The sequence below is a fragment of the Bradyrhizobium sp. BRP19 genome (assembly GCF_020194195.1).
GTDB classification, from domain to species: Bacteria; Pseudomonadota; Alphaproteobacteria; order Rhizobiales; family Xanthobacteraceae; genus Bradyrhizobium; species Bradyrhizobium yuanmingense.
In genome coordinates, this window is record NZ_JADYVZ010000005.1 from 248,973 (window position 1) to 263,553 (window position 14,581).

Annotated in this window: 12 protein-coding genes; 10 read left to right on the forward strand and 2 right to left on the reverse strand. The window is 65.2% G+C overall.

Annotated features, from left to right (window positions below; genetic code table 11):
* Window positions 1-215: 215 nt before the first annotated feature.
* The gene (locus I6F36_RS18700) at window positions 216-1,163 is read right to left on the reverse strand and encodes a phosphotransferase (protein ID WP_225128433.1); all 948 of its coding nucleotides are present in this window, start codon (window positions 1,161-1,163) and stop codon (window positions 216-218) included.
* A gap of 162 nt (window positions 1,164-1,325) precedes the next feature.
* Window positions 1,326-2,648: a sn-glycerol-3-phosphate ABC transporter substrate-binding protein UgpB gene (gene ugpB / locus I6F36_RS18705; RefSeq protein WP_225128432.1), complete on the reverse strand. Its 1,323-nt coding sequence runs from the start codon at window positions 2,646-2,648 to the stop codon at window positions 1,326-1,328.
* A 296-nt stretch (window positions 2,649-2,944) separates the two neighbouring features.
* On the opposite strand from ugpB, the gene I6F36_RS18710 reads away from it, so the two are divergent.
* The 10 genes from I6F36_RS18710 (at window position 2,945) to I6F36_RS18755 (ending at window position 14,515) form a co-directional block, all read left to right on the forward strand.
* A complete protein-coding gene (locus I6F36_RS18710) occupies window positions 2,945-3,955 on the forward strand; it encodes a TRAP transporter substrate-binding protein (protein ID WP_057028609.1) in 1,011 nt (336 codons plus the stop codon).
* Between the two features lie 54 nt (window positions 3,956-4,009).
* Window positions 4,010-6,040 carry an ATP-binding protein gene (locus tag I6F36_RS18715; RefSeq protein WP_225128589.1) on the forward strand — a complete coding sequence of 677 codons (2,031 nt, stop codon included), beginning with the start codon at window positions 4,010-4,012 and terminating at the stop codon, window positions 6,038-6,040.
* The gene (locus tag I6F36_RS18720) at window positions 6,010-7,755 is read left to right on the forward strand and encodes a DUF3369 domain-containing protein (protein ID WP_225128430.1); all 1,746 of its coding nucleotides are present in this window, start codon (window positions 6,010-6,012) and stop codon (window positions 7,753-7,755) included. Before I6F36_RS18715 ends, I6F36_RS18720 begins: the two co-directional genes overlap by 31 nt.
* Window positions 7,756-7,794: 39 nt before the next feature.
* A complete protein-coding gene (locus I6F36_RS18725; RefSeq protein WP_036001902.1) occupies window positions 7,795-8,526 on the forward strand; it encodes a response regulator in 732 nt (243 codons plus the stop codon).
* A 407-nt stretch (window positions 8,527-8,933) separates the two neighbouring features.
* Window positions 8,934-9,545, forward strand: coding sequence for a sigma-70 family RNA polymerase sigma factor (locus I6F36_RS18730; protein WP_225171926.1), 612 nt, complete (start codon window positions 8,934-8,936; stop codon window positions 9,543-9,545).
* A gap of 484 nt (window positions 9,546-10,029) precedes the next feature.
* Window positions 10,030-10,728 carry a cytochrome c biogenesis CcdA family protein gene (locus I6F36_RS18735; protein WP_225140621.1) on the forward strand — a complete coding sequence of 233 codons (699 nt, stop codon included), beginning with the start codon at window positions 10,030-10,032 and terminating at the stop codon, window positions 10,726-10,728.
* A gap of 31 nt (window positions 10,729-10,759) precedes the next feature.
* Window positions 10,760-11,323: a thioredoxin family protein gene (locus I6F36_RS18740; RefSeq protein WP_225171927.1), complete on the forward strand. Its 564-nt coding sequence runs from the start codon at window positions 10,760-10,762 to the stop codon at window positions 11,321-11,323.
* Between the two features lie 102 nt (window positions 11,324-11,425).
* Window positions 11,426-12,397 (forward strand): hypothetical protein, encoded by a 972-nt coding sequence (locus I6F36_RS18745; RefSeq protein WP_225171928.1) that lies wholly within the window; start codon window positions 11,426-11,428, stop codon window positions 12,395-12,397.
* Between the two features lie 357 nt (window positions 12,398-12,754).
* Window positions 12,755-13,348, forward strand: a complete 594-nt coding sequence (locus I6F36_RS18750; protein ID WP_036001920.1) for a L,D-transpeptidase — start codon at window positions 12,755-12,757, stop codon at window positions 13,346-13,348.
* 129 nt (window positions 13,349-13,477) lie between these two features.
* Entirely contained in the window at window positions 13,478-14,515 is a 1,038-nt protein-coding gene (locus tag I6F36_RS18755; RefSeq protein WP_036001959.1) for an amino acid ABC transporter substrate-binding protein, read from the forward strand.
* Window positions 14,516-14,581: the final 66 nt, after the last annotated feature.

Consider the following 14,581-nt stretch of genomic DNA (forward strand, 5'->3'; position numbering starts at 1 on the left):
GCAATTGCATACAAAGACGCACAATTGCGTAAAACTTAGGCTGATCGACTTGAGGGATCATTATGGAGGCAGCCGCCGGCGCTCGCCCCTGCCCCCAGAGTCATTCCGGGGCGATGCGCAGCATCGAACCCGGAATCCATCGGGCGGCAGAACGCGCGGCACAATGGATTCCGGGCTCGCCGCTGCGCGGCGCCCCGGAATGACGGAGGGGGCACTCAGTTGGGCCAGATCAACTCCTGCAGCTCAACCAGATCATCCGCCCGCTCCTGCCAGCCCTCGATGCAGATGTGGCTGTTCAGGTCGCTGGCGCGGTGCAGCAGCATCAGGGCCATCAGGCGGCGCTTGAGGGTAAAATCCAGTGTCGTATAGCCAAAGCCTTCGAGCAGGCTATTCACTCTGCCCGGACGGCCCGCCGCCATGAAGGCGCTGGGGCCGAGCAGATCGTAATCGCGCCACCCCGTGAGCACGTCGCCGAAATCGAACAGGCCGCCGAGCGACCATTGGCCGTCGTCACAGGCGAGCAGAAAGTTCTCGGGGATGTATTCACCGATCAGGATCACCGGCGGCGCGTCCATCGGGATCAGCTTTGCGGCATCGCGCAGGAAGTCGTCGAGGCCCTCGAGGAATTTTGGTGCGAGGCCGAGACGCTCGTGCCGCGCGCGGCAAGCCTGCATCTGCCGGCGCAAGAACGCGTCCCAGCGCGGCTCGATATGCGCGAGCGGTCCAAGCGGCGCGCGCTGCACGCTCGCAATGGTCTCGCCGATCTGGCGCAGCAGCCGCTCCTTCTGCGGCTCCGGCAGTGATGGCCAGACCTCCGAACCCAGCGTGCCGGCAAGGCGCGTGATGACGAGATAGAGCCAGCCGTCGCGCATCCCCTCCGCGACGATCTCGGGGATCGGCAGGTGCAGACGGCCTTTGAGCTGCGCCAGCGACGCGCGCTCCGAGACGAATTGCGCTGCGAGCAGCGGCGGAAAGATCTTCAGGATCAGCGTCTCGCCGAGGCCGACCACGAGATTGGTGCCGGTCGCAAACACATGCGGCGAGCCGGCATCGAGGCCATGGCTACGTGCGATGTCGAGGGCGATCGGCAGCCATTGCGTGGACGCGGAGCGGAAAGCGCGGAAGCTTGCGGCGTCGGCGAGGTGAGGCAATGTCAGCGACATCGCGTGCTTTATGCGTTTGAGTTCGTCATGCCCGGGCGTGTCCCGGGCATCCACGTTCTTCGTACCGCGTGGCAAGGCGTGGATGGCCGGGACAAGCCCGGCCATGACGCGGTGGAAAGATCGTGCGCGCCAACATCAAGCTTCATTCGCAGCGCAGCCACCCTACCTGTCCGGACTGGCGCGCTCGAACTGGCGCAAGAGCTTGTTGCCGCGCTCGACGGCGGAATCGAGTGCTGATTGCGCGCTCTTGTGGCCGGCGAAGGCCTGCTCGAGCTCGTCCTCGATCACGCCGCGGATCAGGATGAAGGAGCCGAGCCGGATGCCCTTGGAGTTCTCAGTCGGCGGATTGAGCGTGATCTGCTCGAACGAGATCGCCGAGCCCGGATTGCGCTCGTAGAAGCCTTGCGAGCGCGTCAGCTCGAAGGCGGCGCGGGTCACGGGGAGATAGCCGGTGTTCTGGTGCCAGGCGGCCTGCACGCCGGGCTGGGACAGATAGGCGAAGAAGCGCGCCACGCCCTTGTATTCCTCGCGCGGACGGTCGCGCAGCACCCACAGCGTGGCGCCGCCGATGATCGAGTTCTGCGGCGCGCCCTTCACGTCGGGCCAATAGGGCATCATGCCGTAGCCGATCTCGAACTTCGAATTCGCCTTGATGTCGGCCCGCGTGGCCGAGGAGCCGATGAAGATGCCGCATTCGCCTTTCTGGAATCGCGGCTCGGCCGACTGGCCGCGGCCGCTATAGTCGAACAGTTTTGTCTTTTGCCACTCGGCAAGCTGGCCGACGTGCTTGACCACGATCGGATTGTTGATGGTCAATTCCGCATCGAGGCCTGCAAAGCCGTTGGTGCGGGTGGCCAGCGGCAGATTGTGGAAGGCGGCGAAATTCTCGACATGGATCCAGGACGGCCAGGACGTGGTGAAGCCGCAAGCAGCGCCGCGGTCGCGCAGGCGCTTGGCGACCGCTCCCAGTTCCGGCCAGGTCTTCGGCGGCGCCTCCGGATCGAGGCCGGCGTCGCGGAACATGGTCTTGTTGTAATAGAGGATCGGCGTCGAGGAATTGAACGGAAAGGACAACAGATTGCCGGCCGCATCGGTGTAATAGCCGGAGACCGCGGGCAGATAATCACTGAGCGAGAACGGCTCGCCCTGGTCCCGCATCAGGCTGAACACCGGATAGATCGCGCCCTTGGCCGCGGTCATGGTGGCGGTGGCGACCTCGTTGACCTGGACGATGGCGGGCTGGGTGCGCGAACGGAAGGCGAAGATCGCCGCCGTCACCGTCTCGGTGTAATTGCCCTTGTAGACGGGCACGATGCGGTAATCGGATTGCGAGGCGTTGAAGTCGGCGGCGAGCTTTTCCAGCTGCCGGCCGAGCTCGCCGGACATGGCGTGCCACCAGGCGATCTCGGTGGCAGCCCGCGCAGGGGCGGCCAATGCGAGGGCCGCAAAGGCGGCAACGAGCTGCAAAAGGCGCAAGGCTGACATCAGGATGGCTCTTCCCAGGCCGCGGTCGACGTGGCGGCTGTCCTGCTTAAGGCCCGGCAGTGGCCGTTTCAACCGGGAATGAACGCCGGCCGCGCCGCACAATCAGCCCGCTGGCCGGGGACGGGATGGGGCTTCCCTTAACTTCTGCTGGAGCCCCGTTCCGATCGGAACGGGTTCTAAATTATTAATTTGACGGGTTTTCTTTACGCGAACCGGTATCCACTTCGCTTGAAAACGCTTTAGATTGCATTGAACCTTTTCCTTCCGCCATAGACTCCACCACTGAGGGGTTGAGTGTGCCAGTGTTGAGCCGTGCCGAACTCTCGCGGACCGGGGTGGTCTTCGTCGCGCTTCTGCTTGCCGCAGTCTCGTCGAGCATGCGCGCGACGAGTGCGGTTGCGCGCGAATTTCGCGCCGCCGACACCCAGGCCGAAGATTACCCGACCGTCCAGGCGCTGCGCTACATGGGCGCCCTGATCGCCGAGCGCACCAAGGGCCGCCACGAGATCAAGGTGTTCCACTCCCGCCAGCTCGGGGAGGAAAAGGAGACGATCGAGCAGACCCGGGCCGGTGCGATCGACCTCAACCGGACCAATGTCGCCCTGATCGGCAATTTCGTCCCGGCGATGAACGTGCTGGCGATGCCGTTCCTGTTCCGGTCCATCGAGCACATGCAGAAGGTGCTGGACGGACCTGTCGGCAGCGAGATCCTCGGTAGCTTCGAGCCCTACGGCTTCGTCGGGCTCGCCTTCTACGATTCGGGTGCGCGCTCGATCTATAACGGGGTCCGCCCGGTGAAGACCATCGCGGACCTCAAGGGATTGCGGATCCGCGTGCAGCAGTCGGAGTTGATGAGCCAGATGATGCGCGCGCTCGGCGCCGAACCGGTCGAGCTGCCCTACGGGCAGGTGCTCACCGGGCTTGCCAACCATCTGATCGACGGCGCCGAAAACAACTGGCCATCCTTCGTGACCACGAACCATTACAAGCATGCCGGCCATTACACGCTGACCGAGCACACGATGAGCCCGGAGGTGCTGGTGATCTCTCTGAAGGCCTGGAACAGCCTGTCGGCGGAGGAGCAGACGATCTTTAAGGAGGCCGCGCAGCGCTCCAGCCGGTTCATGCGCGAGAAGTGGCGCGACCTCGAGGAACAGTCGCAGCGCAAAGCGCAGGAAGCCGGCGTGACCATCATCAGGGACATCGACCGCAAGCCGTTCGAGGACGCCATGGCCGCAATCTACGCCAAGGCCGCGCGCGACCCCGCGGCGGCCGCGCTGATCGAACGGATTCGCAAGGTGGAGTGAGGCCTGTTGGCTGCGCTTGGACATAGCGATCACGCGGACAAGCCACCCGGCCCGATCGGGCAGCTGCGCGCGCGCATCGTCGGCCTCTTACGGGCGGTGCCGATCCGCTGGCGCATCCTGTCGATCGCCGCGCTGAACTCCGCCGTGGTCGTGGTGCTGGTGGCGATGATCTGGAACGGCGCCAAGGTGCTCGGCTCGGCCTGGGACGATGTGCGCCAGGTGCGCGAGTCCGACCGGATCTTGGCGCTGCTCGAAAGCGAGACCGGGCGGCTGCAGAACCTGATCCACCGCTACATCAACCAGCCGAGTCCGGACCTGTTCGCCGAGATCCTGTTGCTGCGCGAGGCGGTGCTGGGCACGCTGACCAACCGCGCCGCCAAGGACCCGATGCTATCAGGGTCGGTCGAGGAGCTGGAGCGCACCACCGACCGCTTCCTCAACGGCTTCGGCGAGCTGCGCAGCGTGCAGTCCACCATCGCCAAGACCTATGAGGAGCAGGTGCAGGGCCCGGCCAGGGACATGGCGGGACTCTACTCCATCATCGAGGGTGCCACCGGCCATCGCGACGCGCTGATCTGGCCCTCGCTCGGCAAATCCCGCGAAGCCTTCACCGCGATGCTGGTCGCGGCCAATTCCTATTACCTGTCGCAGTCGTCGGGCGCCGCCGACGACGCGCGCCGCCATACCGAGACGATCGAGAGGACCATCCCGGTCATGATCGATCTCGCCGACAACGACCTGCAGAAGATGGCCTTGCGGCGGCTCGCGGCCCGCACCGCCGCACTTCGCGAGGGCTTTGCAAAACTCTCCGAGCAGCTTGCGAGCCGCACCGAGCTGCTCCGCAACACCATCGACGCCAGCCAGGCCGAGGCGATCGGCGCCATCGACGACCTCTCGACCAAGATGCGCCAGCGCGAGCAGAAGGCGCAGGAGGTGTTCGACCGCACGCTGGCGGATATCTCACGCAGGGTGCTGTCGATCGCGGTGATCTTCCTCGGCATCATCCTCACCGCGGGCGTCCTGATCGCGCTGTCGATCCGCCTGCCGCTGCAGCAGATCATGTCCGCGATGCGGGCGATCACGCTCGGCGACCTCGACCGCGAGGTGCAGGGCACGAAAGCGCGCGACGAGGTCGGGGCCATGGCGCGCGCGGTGGAGGTGTTCCGCGAGAACGCGATCGCCAAACGCCGGACCGAGGACGAGCTGCGCGCGTCCAAGGAAAAGGCCGAGAGCGCCCTGCTCGAGCTCAACACCGCGCAGCAGAACCTGATCGACGCCGAGCGGCTGGCCGCGCTCGGCGGCCTGGTTGCCGGCGTCGCGCACGAGGTCAACAACCCGATCGGCATCAGCCTGACGGTGGCTTCGAGCTTTGCCCGGCGCACCGAGATTTTCGAAGCCCAGCTCAAGGGCGAGGGCGGCCTGCGCCGCTCACAGCTGGAGGAATTCGTGCAGTCCTCGCGCGACGCCTCGCAGCAGCTCGTCGCCAACCTGACCCGCGCCGGCGAGCTGATCCAGTCGTTCAAGCAGGTCGCGGTCGACCGCTCCCATGCCGAGCGGCGGCAGTTCTCGCTCAGCGAAGCTACCGACCAGATCATCGCCAGCCTCAAGCCGGTGCTGAAGCGCTCGCCGATCACGCTGGAGGTCGATGTCCCCGAGGGGCTGCTGCTCGACGGCTATCCCGGCTCCTACGGCCAGATCCTGACCAACCTCTTCCTCAACGCCGCCAACCACGCCTTCGCCGACGGCCGCGCCGGCCGGATCGCGATCTCGGCGCGGCCGCGCGGCACCGAGGACATCGAGATCAGCTTCTCCGACGACGGGGCCGGCATGACCCCGGACGTGCAGCGCCAGGCCTTTGACCCTTTCTTTACCACCCGGCGCAATGAAGGCGGCACGGGACTTGGCCTTCATATCGTCTATAACCTCGTCACCCAGCAGCTCGGCGGCCGGATGATGCTGGAATCCAAGCTGGGACAAGGCACTACTTTTCGCATTATCATGCCCCGCGTCGCCAAGGGCGGCGCGCAAAGCACAGAAAGTGACGGATCTTCGCAATGGCCGAACAGGACGATGTCCTCCACCTGATCGACGACACCGGTACCGCGTCGGAGGACAGCAACGCCCGGAAATGGAAGATCGCCGTCATCGATGACGATCCGGCCGTGCATGACGGTACGCGTTTCGCGCTGTCGGACTACAGCCTGAACGGCCAGAGCCTGGAGATCCTGTCGGCCTATTCCGCGGCCGAAGGGCGCAAGCTGATGGCCGAGCACCGCGACGTCGCCGCCGTGCTGCTCGACGTCATCATGGAGACCGACGTCGCCGGCCTCGAGCTGGTCGAGTTCATCCGCAACGAGATCCGGAACGAGACCGTGCGCATCATCCTGCGCACCGGCCAGCCCGGCCAGGCGCCGGAGCGGCGCGTCATCGTGCAGTACGACATCAACGACTACAAGGCCAAGACCGAGCTCACCGCCGACAAGCTGTTCACCTCGCTGACCGCGGCGCTGCGCTCCTACCAGCAGCTTGAGCGCATGGTGCAGACCCGGCGCGGGCTGGAGATCATCATCGACGCGGCGTCCACGCTGTACGACTTCAAGTCGATGCAGCGGCTCGCTGAGGGCGTCCTGACCCAGCTCGCTTCGCTGCTCAACGTCGACTGCGCCGGCATCCTGGTGCTGCGCGACAATGGCGGCATCGACCCCGAGCTCTCGGTGCTCGCCGGCAGCGGCTGCTACAGCCGCTTCATCGGCACCACCTCATCGAAGGCGCTCGACCCCGAGCTGCGCGAGATGGTGGAGGCCGCGTTCCAGCGCCGCAAGAACGAATTCGCCGACCACCGGAGCGTGATCTATTTGCGCACCGGATCGGGCCGCGAGGTCGTGGTGCTCCTCCAGGCCGAGCGCGAGCTGTCGGAGACCGACCGTTCGCTGGTCGAGATCTTCTCCTCCAGGCTCTCGATCGCCTTCGACAACGTCATCCTCTACCAGCAGCTGCAGGACGCCAATACCCAGCTGGAGGACCGCGTCGCCCAGCGCACCCGCGCCCTGATGCAGGCCAACCGCCGCCTCTCGGCGCAATGGCTGCGGCTGCAGCGCGCCAACGGCTTCAAGAACGAGATTCTCGGCACCGTCGCGCACGACCTGAAGAACCCGCTCGGCGTCATTCTCGGCCGCACCGAGATGCTCAAGGAGCTGATCTCGACCGGCGCCTCGGAAAGCGGGGTCGTCGCCCAGGTCGACCACATCCGCGACGCCACCAAGCGCCTGACCACGATGGTCGATCATTTGATCTCGGACGCGATGGCCGATGCCTTCGACATCACCATCCGCCGCGAGCCGGTCGACGTCGCCGCCCTGGTCAAGGAAGTCGCCGAGGCCAACCAGCCGCTCGCGGTCAACAAGCAGCAGGCGATCAGCGTCACCGCGCCGCCCAACATCGTCACCATGTGCGACACCGACCGCATCCGCGAGGCGATCGACAATCTCATCAGCAACGCCATCAAATACTCGCCGATCGGCGGCAAGATCGACGTCACCGTGATCCACGAGGGCAGCGACACCATCGTCAGCGTCAGCGACGAGGGCGCCGGGCTGTCGCCGGAGGACCTCGGCCGGCTGTTCGGCCGGTTCCAGCGGCTGTCGGCCAAGCCGACTGCCGGGGAGAGCTCGACGGGACTTGGGCTCTCCATCGTCAAGCGTATCATCGACATGCACGGCGGCGAGGTGACCGCCGAGAGCGAGGGCCCCGGCAAGGGCTCGACCTTCACCATCACCCTCCCTGCGACTGAAGCGCCGTGATGCCAAAGCCCGTGATGCAAAGCCCATGATGCAAAGCCCATGACCCAAAGCCAGCACATCATGATCGTCGACGATGAGGCTCCGGCCCGGGAGATGGTCGGCGATTACCTCAAGATGCACGGCTTCACCGTGACGCTGTGCGACGGCGGCAAGTCCTTGCGCGCCGCGATCCAGGGCAGCATGCCCGATCTCGTCGTGCTCGACCTCAACATGCCCGAGGAAGACGGGCTCTCGATCATCCGCGACCTCAAGAGCCGCATCAACGTGCCCGTCATCATGCTGACGGCGACCGCGAGCCCGATCGACCGCGTCGTCGGCCTCGAGCTCGGCGCGGACGATTACGTGGCGAAGCCCTGCGAGCTGCGCGAGCTGATGGCGCGCATCCGCTCGGTGCTGCGGCGGAGCGGACCGGCCAAGGCGGCAGAGGCGCCGGCGGCGAAGTCGGACAAGGAGCAGCTGGTGCGCTTCGGCACCAAATGGCTCGACCTCGAAGCGCAGGCCTTGCGCGACGACGAGGGCAACGAGCATCCGCTGACCGCATCCGAGTTCGGGCTGCTCAAGGTGTTCGCGGCCAATCCGAAGCGCGTGCTGTCGCGCGAGCGCCTGCTCGAGCTTGCCAACGCCCGCGACGCCGAAGCCTTCGACCGCGCGGTCGATCTGCGCATCATGCGCATCCGCCGCAAGATCGAGCCCGACCCGGCCAAGCCTGCCGTAATCCGCACCATCCGCGGCGGCGGCTATCTGTTCTCGCCGCAGGGCGAGAAGGCGTAGGGCGAGCGGCACAACCCGCTCTGCCGTAGCCCGGATGGAGCACAGCGCAATCCGGGGGTGCTGTAGCCGCGGATGGAGTTGCCCCGGATTTCGCTGCGCTTCATCCGGGCTACGAGATTATCGCCCCGGGACGACAGCGGTAGGTGCGGCGCGACCAAACGCAATCCTCCTAAATTCGTTCCGCGGCGCGCCCGTCCGGCCCCGAATCCCCACCCCCGTATTTTCCGTACGTTGAAATCACAAGGTTTTTTGCCCCGAATGTTTCGTCGCACCCTGTCCGGCGAAACAATTTGACGGCGCACGAAACCATTTTCCGCTTTTCGTGCAGACGTCCCGAAACGTTGGCTCATTAACACTTTGACCCAAGGAAACGCCGCTCGGTTGCGGCGCTACGGGGAGCCAAGTCCATGCCGAACGTCATTGCCATCAACGCCCAAGCCAGCCAGAGCATCATTGCCGCTCAGGCGACCTCGGACGACATGCTCCTCGCAAGCATTGCCGACGGCAACCGGACGGCCATGCACATCCTTTACTGCCGGCACAATGTACGGGTGTACCGATTCATCCTGCGCATCGTGCGCGACGCCACCACGGCGGAAGATCTGGTCAGCCAGGTGTTTCTGGACGTGTGGCGGACCGCCGGCCAATTCCAGGGCCGCTCGCAGGTGTCCACCTGGCTGCTCTCGATCGCCCGCTTCAAGGCGCTGACCGCGATGCGCCAGCGCCGCTTTGAGGACATCGATCAGGAGGACGTGCGTCAGATCCCTGATGGTTGCGACACGCCGGAGACCTCGCTCGACCGCAGCGACACCAGCGCCATCCTGCGCGCCTGCGTGCAGAAGCTGTCGCCGGCGCATCGGGAGATCATCAACCTCGTCTATTACCAAGAGAAGTCGGTGGAGGAGGTCGGCCAGATCATCGGCATCCCCCAGAGCACGGTGAAGACGCGGATGTTCTATGCTCGCAAGCAACTCGCCGATTTGCTTAAGGGCGCCGGCGTCGACCGTTTCGCCGCTTAACAACAATGTTTTCAAGGGGATAGGACCTCCGTTTTGGCCCTCTCCCCGGACACGGAAGCGTTACCACTGACGAAACAATTGAAACAAACGACAACATCAGGCGGAAAAACTTCCCTTCTATAAAGCTCCCATACGGTTTCGTTAAACCTCCCAAGACCTCCAGCGACCCGGACGATGCCCCGTCCGGGTCGTTTTTATTTGGGCCTGAGTGGTTGCCGGCTCCGCGGTCGGTGCGCTCCCTCCCCCGCTTGCGGGGGAGGGCTGGGGAGAGGGTGTTTCCGCAACGGGGCACTCCCCCCAGAGGAAAGAACCCTCACCCGCCGCACTCTGCGAGTGCGCCGGCCTCTCCGGCAAGCGGGAGAGGCGGGAGCCCGCGGCCACCGTGCTCTGCAAAGCAACAGCCCCCGTCACGAAGCCGTGACGCTGCGTAACGACCGCCCCACCGCACGCGAACAGCCCTCGTGACCTCCCTCACGAGTGCCTCATGCTCGACCTGCTCTTTGCTCTCCTCGCCGGCATCCTCACCATCGCGGCGCCCTGTACGCTGCCAATGTTGCCGATCCTGCTCGGCGCCTCGATCGGGCGCGCGGGGCATCTGCGACCCGCGATGATCGCGCTCGGCTTCGTCTTTTCCTTCTCGATGGTCGCGCTGGCGCTCGGCGCGATCACGCGGGCCTTCGATTTCGATCCGAACGTGCTGCGCGAGGCGGCAGCGGTCCTGCTGCTCGGCTTCGGCCTGTTGATGCTGTGGCCGGCGCCGTTCGAATGGCTGTCGCTCCGGATCAACGGCTGGCTCGATCTCGGCAACATCGGCGCCACACAGCGCGAGGGCGCGCTCGGTGGGCTGATCCTCGGCACCACCTTGGGACTGGTCTGGACGCCCTGCGCAGGGCCCGTGCTCGGCTCGATCCTGACGCTGGTGGCGACGTCGAAGAACGTTGCCTGGGCCGGCACGCTGCTGGTCGCCTATGCCATTGGCGCTGCGATCCCGATGCTGGGAATAGCCTACGGCGGACAGGCCGCGACCACGCGCGTACGCAGCCTGGCCCGGATCTCACCGCGGCTGCAGCAGGGCTTTGGCGTCGTCGTGATCGGCTTCGCGGTCGCCGCCTATTTTCAATACGACACGCTGATCGTGGCGTGGCTCACCGGCTTCTACCCCACCGGCCAGATCGGCCTGTGATCCCCCTCATCTTCACCGGAGGACACTTTCCATGACTCTCAAGCTGCTCGCAATGTCTGCTGCACTGATCGGCATCACAGTGACCGGCGTCGTGATCCCCGGCATCTGCGACGAGGCCGCACGCGCCGCGCCTGTCGTCACCGCCGCCGCGAACCAGCAGGCCGCGCCCGACTTCACCGGCATCACCAACTGGTTCAACTCGAAGCCGCTTCATATCGCCGATCTCCGCGGCAAGGTCGTGCTGGTCAATTTCTGGACCTATGGCTGCGTCAACTGCGTCAACACGCTGCCGCATGTCACCGGCCTCTACGCCAAGTACCGGGATCGAGGCCTCGTCGTGGTCGGCGTGCACACGCCGGAATTCCCGTTCGAGCGCTCCGCCGCCAACGTGCAGGCCGCGCTGAAGCGCCATGGCATCACCTATCCGGTGGCGCAGGACAATGAGTCCAAAACCTGGAGCGCCTATCGCAATCAATATTGGCCGGCGCAATACATCGTCGACCAGAGCGGCAAGATCGTGTTCCAGCACGCCGGCGAAGGCAGCTATGACGAGATCGACCGCACGGTGGCCAAGCTGCTGAACGCGAGCAGCTGACGCCGCACGGTCATCGCGCGGCGGGCTTCAATTGTCGCCCTTGTTGCTTGACTCCACGGAGCCGTCCGTGGAGTTTCGCAACCGACGCAATCAGCCCCCGCAATGGACGCGACCACCAGCACCGACATCCGCCTTCGTGAAGGTTCCTCGATCGCGCAGCGGCTGGTCGTGGCCGGCTGTGCGGCTGCCGTTGCGCTCTGCTTCACGCCGGGTCTGTTCACGCAGGACCTCCTGGAAATCACGATATCGACGGTGGCGCTGCTGGTGGGAGCCGGATTCGTCGTCGGCATCATGATGGCGCCGGCGGTGGTGTGGATCATCACGCCGGACGAGATCCTGATCGGCCGGCAGCGGCCGTTCGGAAAGCTCCGGACGCGCCTCGTCGGCAAGGACGAGATCGCCGCGCTACAGGTCCCCGGCAGCAAGCGGGTGAAGGCCCGCTTCCAGCTCGTCTTCACCCTGGCCTCGGGCGAGCGGCTGACCTCGCCGCCGATTTCCGATGTCACCCATGTCCGCGACACCGTGGCGTGGATCGCGGCGCATTTCGACGTTCCCAATGTCGAGGCGCCGAGCAACCCGCTCGATGCCAGCAATCCCGAGATGCATCTCGGCGAGCCTCTCGAGGCGTTTCCTGCACGGGAGATCCGCATCGTCGCACTGATCGCGGTGGCTTTGTCCGCGGCCCCCTATGCCTACAAGCTGTGGCGCGGCCTCTCGCCGAGCCATGTCGATATCCTGCTGCTGCCGCTGGGCGCGATCGCCGCATTCGCCGTCTATCGCTATGCCAACCTTGCGACCGGCGCGTTCTGGATCATCGGGCCGAACGATATTCGCGTCGAGCGCCTGTGGGGCGACGGCAGCCTGCGCGCCGACCGCATCGCCGGACCCGACGTGAAAACGATCACGGTCGAGCGCCGCGGCCGCTCCGAGGACGAGCATTGCATCGTGGTGATCCGGCTGCATTCGGGGCGGCGGTTTCGCAGCCCCCGCATCGGCTCGCGCGTCGAAGCCCGCGCCGTCGCGGCGGAGATCGTGCGGCGGCTCGGGATCCCGGCGGAGAGCAACAAGATCTAGCTGGCGCAAATTGTCGGCCTCGATCTCACCACGCGTTCGATCTAAGCCTCTCCCGCTTGCGGGAGAGGTCGCCGCGTAGCGGCGGGTGAGGGTTCTATCCTCTGGGGGAGTGTCCCATTGCGGAAGCACCCTCTCCCCAACCCTCCCCCGCAAGCGGGGAAGGGAGCGCACCCCGCCCAGCCGCACATCCTATGCTTTTCGCGCCATCCCCTGTTCGTGGCATTGCGCCGGGCCCGTCAAAAAACCAAAGCATTCTCGTGACATGCCAGGACGGCGCGCCATCAACTTGCCATGAACTTGCCCCTCAGGTTTGATGGTTCCGAATGATTTGCGCTGTGGCAGCGGGGAGAGCTTGAAATGACGAATTTTCGTCGCCTGACCGGGATTTTCGTGGCTGCGATGGGACTGGTCCTGTCCACGCCGCACGCCTTCGCCCAGCAGCCGGACCGCGGCGACGAGCCGGGCCTGATCGCCGATGACGGATACCAGCTCGAGCCGGAATGGCAGAAGCAGGTGGTCTACTTCCGCACCACCGAGCCGCCGGGCACGATCATCGTCTCGACGGCCGAACGTCACCTCTATTTGGTGCAGCCCGGCGGGCGCGCCATCCGCTACGGCATCGGCGTCGGCCGCGACGGTTTCCAGTGGCAGGGGCTGGTGACCATCACCAACAAGAAGGAGTGGCCGGATTGGACACCGCCGCCGGAGATGATCCAGCGCCAGCCCTATCTGCCGCGCTTCATGGCCGGCGGCCCGGGCAACCCGCTGGGGGCCCGCGCCATGTATCTCGGCACCACCGTCTACCGCATCCACGGCACCAACCGACCCGACACGATCGGCACCAAGGTGTCGTCCGGCTGCTTCCGCCTGGTCAACGCCGACGTCGCCGACCTCTACGATCGCGTCCCTGTCGGCACCAAGGTGGTCATCCGGCAGAAGCCCGAGCTCTAAGGTTCATGATCCCGGCATGATTCTTCGGACGGCCGCAGCGTGCCTTGCGCCAACGCGGTCGTCCGGATCCGGATCATGCACTCCGTCCTCGCCTGATTCCTTTTCCCGATTTTTCGAGAGAGCAACATGATGCGCACTTTTCGTGGCGGCCTGCTGATCGGGGTCGCCATCGCCGTGCTGGTCGCCATCGGCGCGATCATTTACGAGTTTTACGACACCCGCACCCTGAGGCGCACGGTTCGCCGCGGCGAGGTGCTGTGCGGCGTCAACAAGGGCCTGCCGGGCTTCTCGATCCCCGACGACAAGGGCAACTGGACCGGCTTCGACGTCGATTTCTGCCGCGCGGTGGCCGCTGCGATCTTCAACGACCCCGGCAAGGCGAAGTTCGTTCCGCTCGACGCCAACGAGCGTTTCAAGGAGCTGCAGAGCCGCAAGGTGGACATCCTCTCGCGCAACACGACCTGGAGCATGGCGCGCGAGCTCGACTACGATTTGTATTTCCCGGCCGTGGCCTATTACGACGGCGTCGGCTTCATGGTGCCGCGCACGCGCAACAAGGAGACCTCGCTCGACCTGGCAGACAGCAAGGTCTGCGTGCAGAACGGAACCACGACGACACTCAACGTCGCCGATTACTTCCGCATCAACAACATGAAGTATGAAGAGGTGAAGTTCGATAACCTCAACGACGTGGTGAAGGCGTACGACACCGGCAAGTGCGACACGTTCTCCGCCGACGTTTCTCAGCTCTATGCTCTCAGGCTGAACCTGACGAAGCCCGGCGACCACATGATCCTGCCGGACATGATCTCCAAGGAGCCGCTCGCCCCCGTGGTGCGCCAGCGCGACGACGACTGGATGATGATCGTGAAGTGGACGCTTTACGCGATGATCAACGCCGAGGAGCTCGGCGTGACCTCGGAGAACATCGACGAGGCCTTGAAGTCGAAGAAGCCGGAGGTGATGCGCCTCGTCGGCACCGAAGGCCGCTACGGCGAGCAGCTCGGCCTCACCAAGGACTGGGCCGCGCGCATCATCCGCCACGTCGGCAATTACGGCGAGATGTACGATCGCAACATCGGCGAGAAGTCGAAGCTGAAGATCCCGCGCGGCATGAACCAGCTGTGGAACGCAGGCGGCGTGCAGTACGCACCGCCGATGCGGTAAGGGGTGTCTCCGGCGAACGTCGTAGGGTGGGTTAGCCTTGCAATTGCGCTAAGCGCAATTGCTCGG

Bases quoted from the DNA above. Each gene is read 5' to 3' on its own strand.
- I6F36_RS18755 (WP_036001959.1), top strand. From the start codon at position 13,478: ATGCGCACTTTTCGTGGCGGCCTGCTGATCGGGGTCGCCATCGCCGTG.
- I6F36_RS18740 (WP_225171927.1), top strand. From the start codon at position 10,760: ATGACTCTCAAGCTGCTCGCAATGTCTGCTGCACTGATCGGCATCACA.
- I6F36_RS18745 (WP_225171928.1), top strand. From the start codon at position 11,426: ATGGACGCGACCACCAGCACCGACATCCGCCTTCGTGAAGGTTCCTCG.
- ugpB (WP_225128432.1), bottom strand. From the start codon at position 2,648: ATGTCAGCCTTGCGCCTTTTGCAGCTCGTTGCCGCCTTTGCGGCCCTC.
- I6F36_RS18700 (WP_225128433.1), bottom strand. From the start codon at position 1,163: ATGTCGCTGACATTGCCTCACCTCGCCGACGCCGCAAGCTTCCGCGCT.
- I6F36_RS18750 (WP_036001920.1), top strand. From the start codon at position 12,755: ATGACGAATTTTCGTCGCCTGACCGGGATTTTCGTGGCTGCGATGGGA.
- I6F36_RS18720 (WP_225128430.1), top strand. From the start codon at position 6,010: ATGGCCGAACAGGACGATGTCCTCCACCTGATCGACGACACCGGTACC.
- I6F36_RS18730 (WP_225171926.1), top strand. From the start codon at position 8,934: ATGCCGAACGTCATTGCCATCAACGCCCAAGCCAGCCAGAGCATCATT.
- I6F36_RS18725 (WP_036001902.1), top strand. From the start codon at position 7,795: ATGACCCAAAGCCAGCACATCATGATCGTCGACGATGAGGCTCCGGCC.
- I6F36_RS18735 (WP_225140621.1), top strand. From the start codon at position 10,030: ATGCTCGACCTGCTCTTTGCTCTCCTCGCCGGCATCCTCACCATCGCG.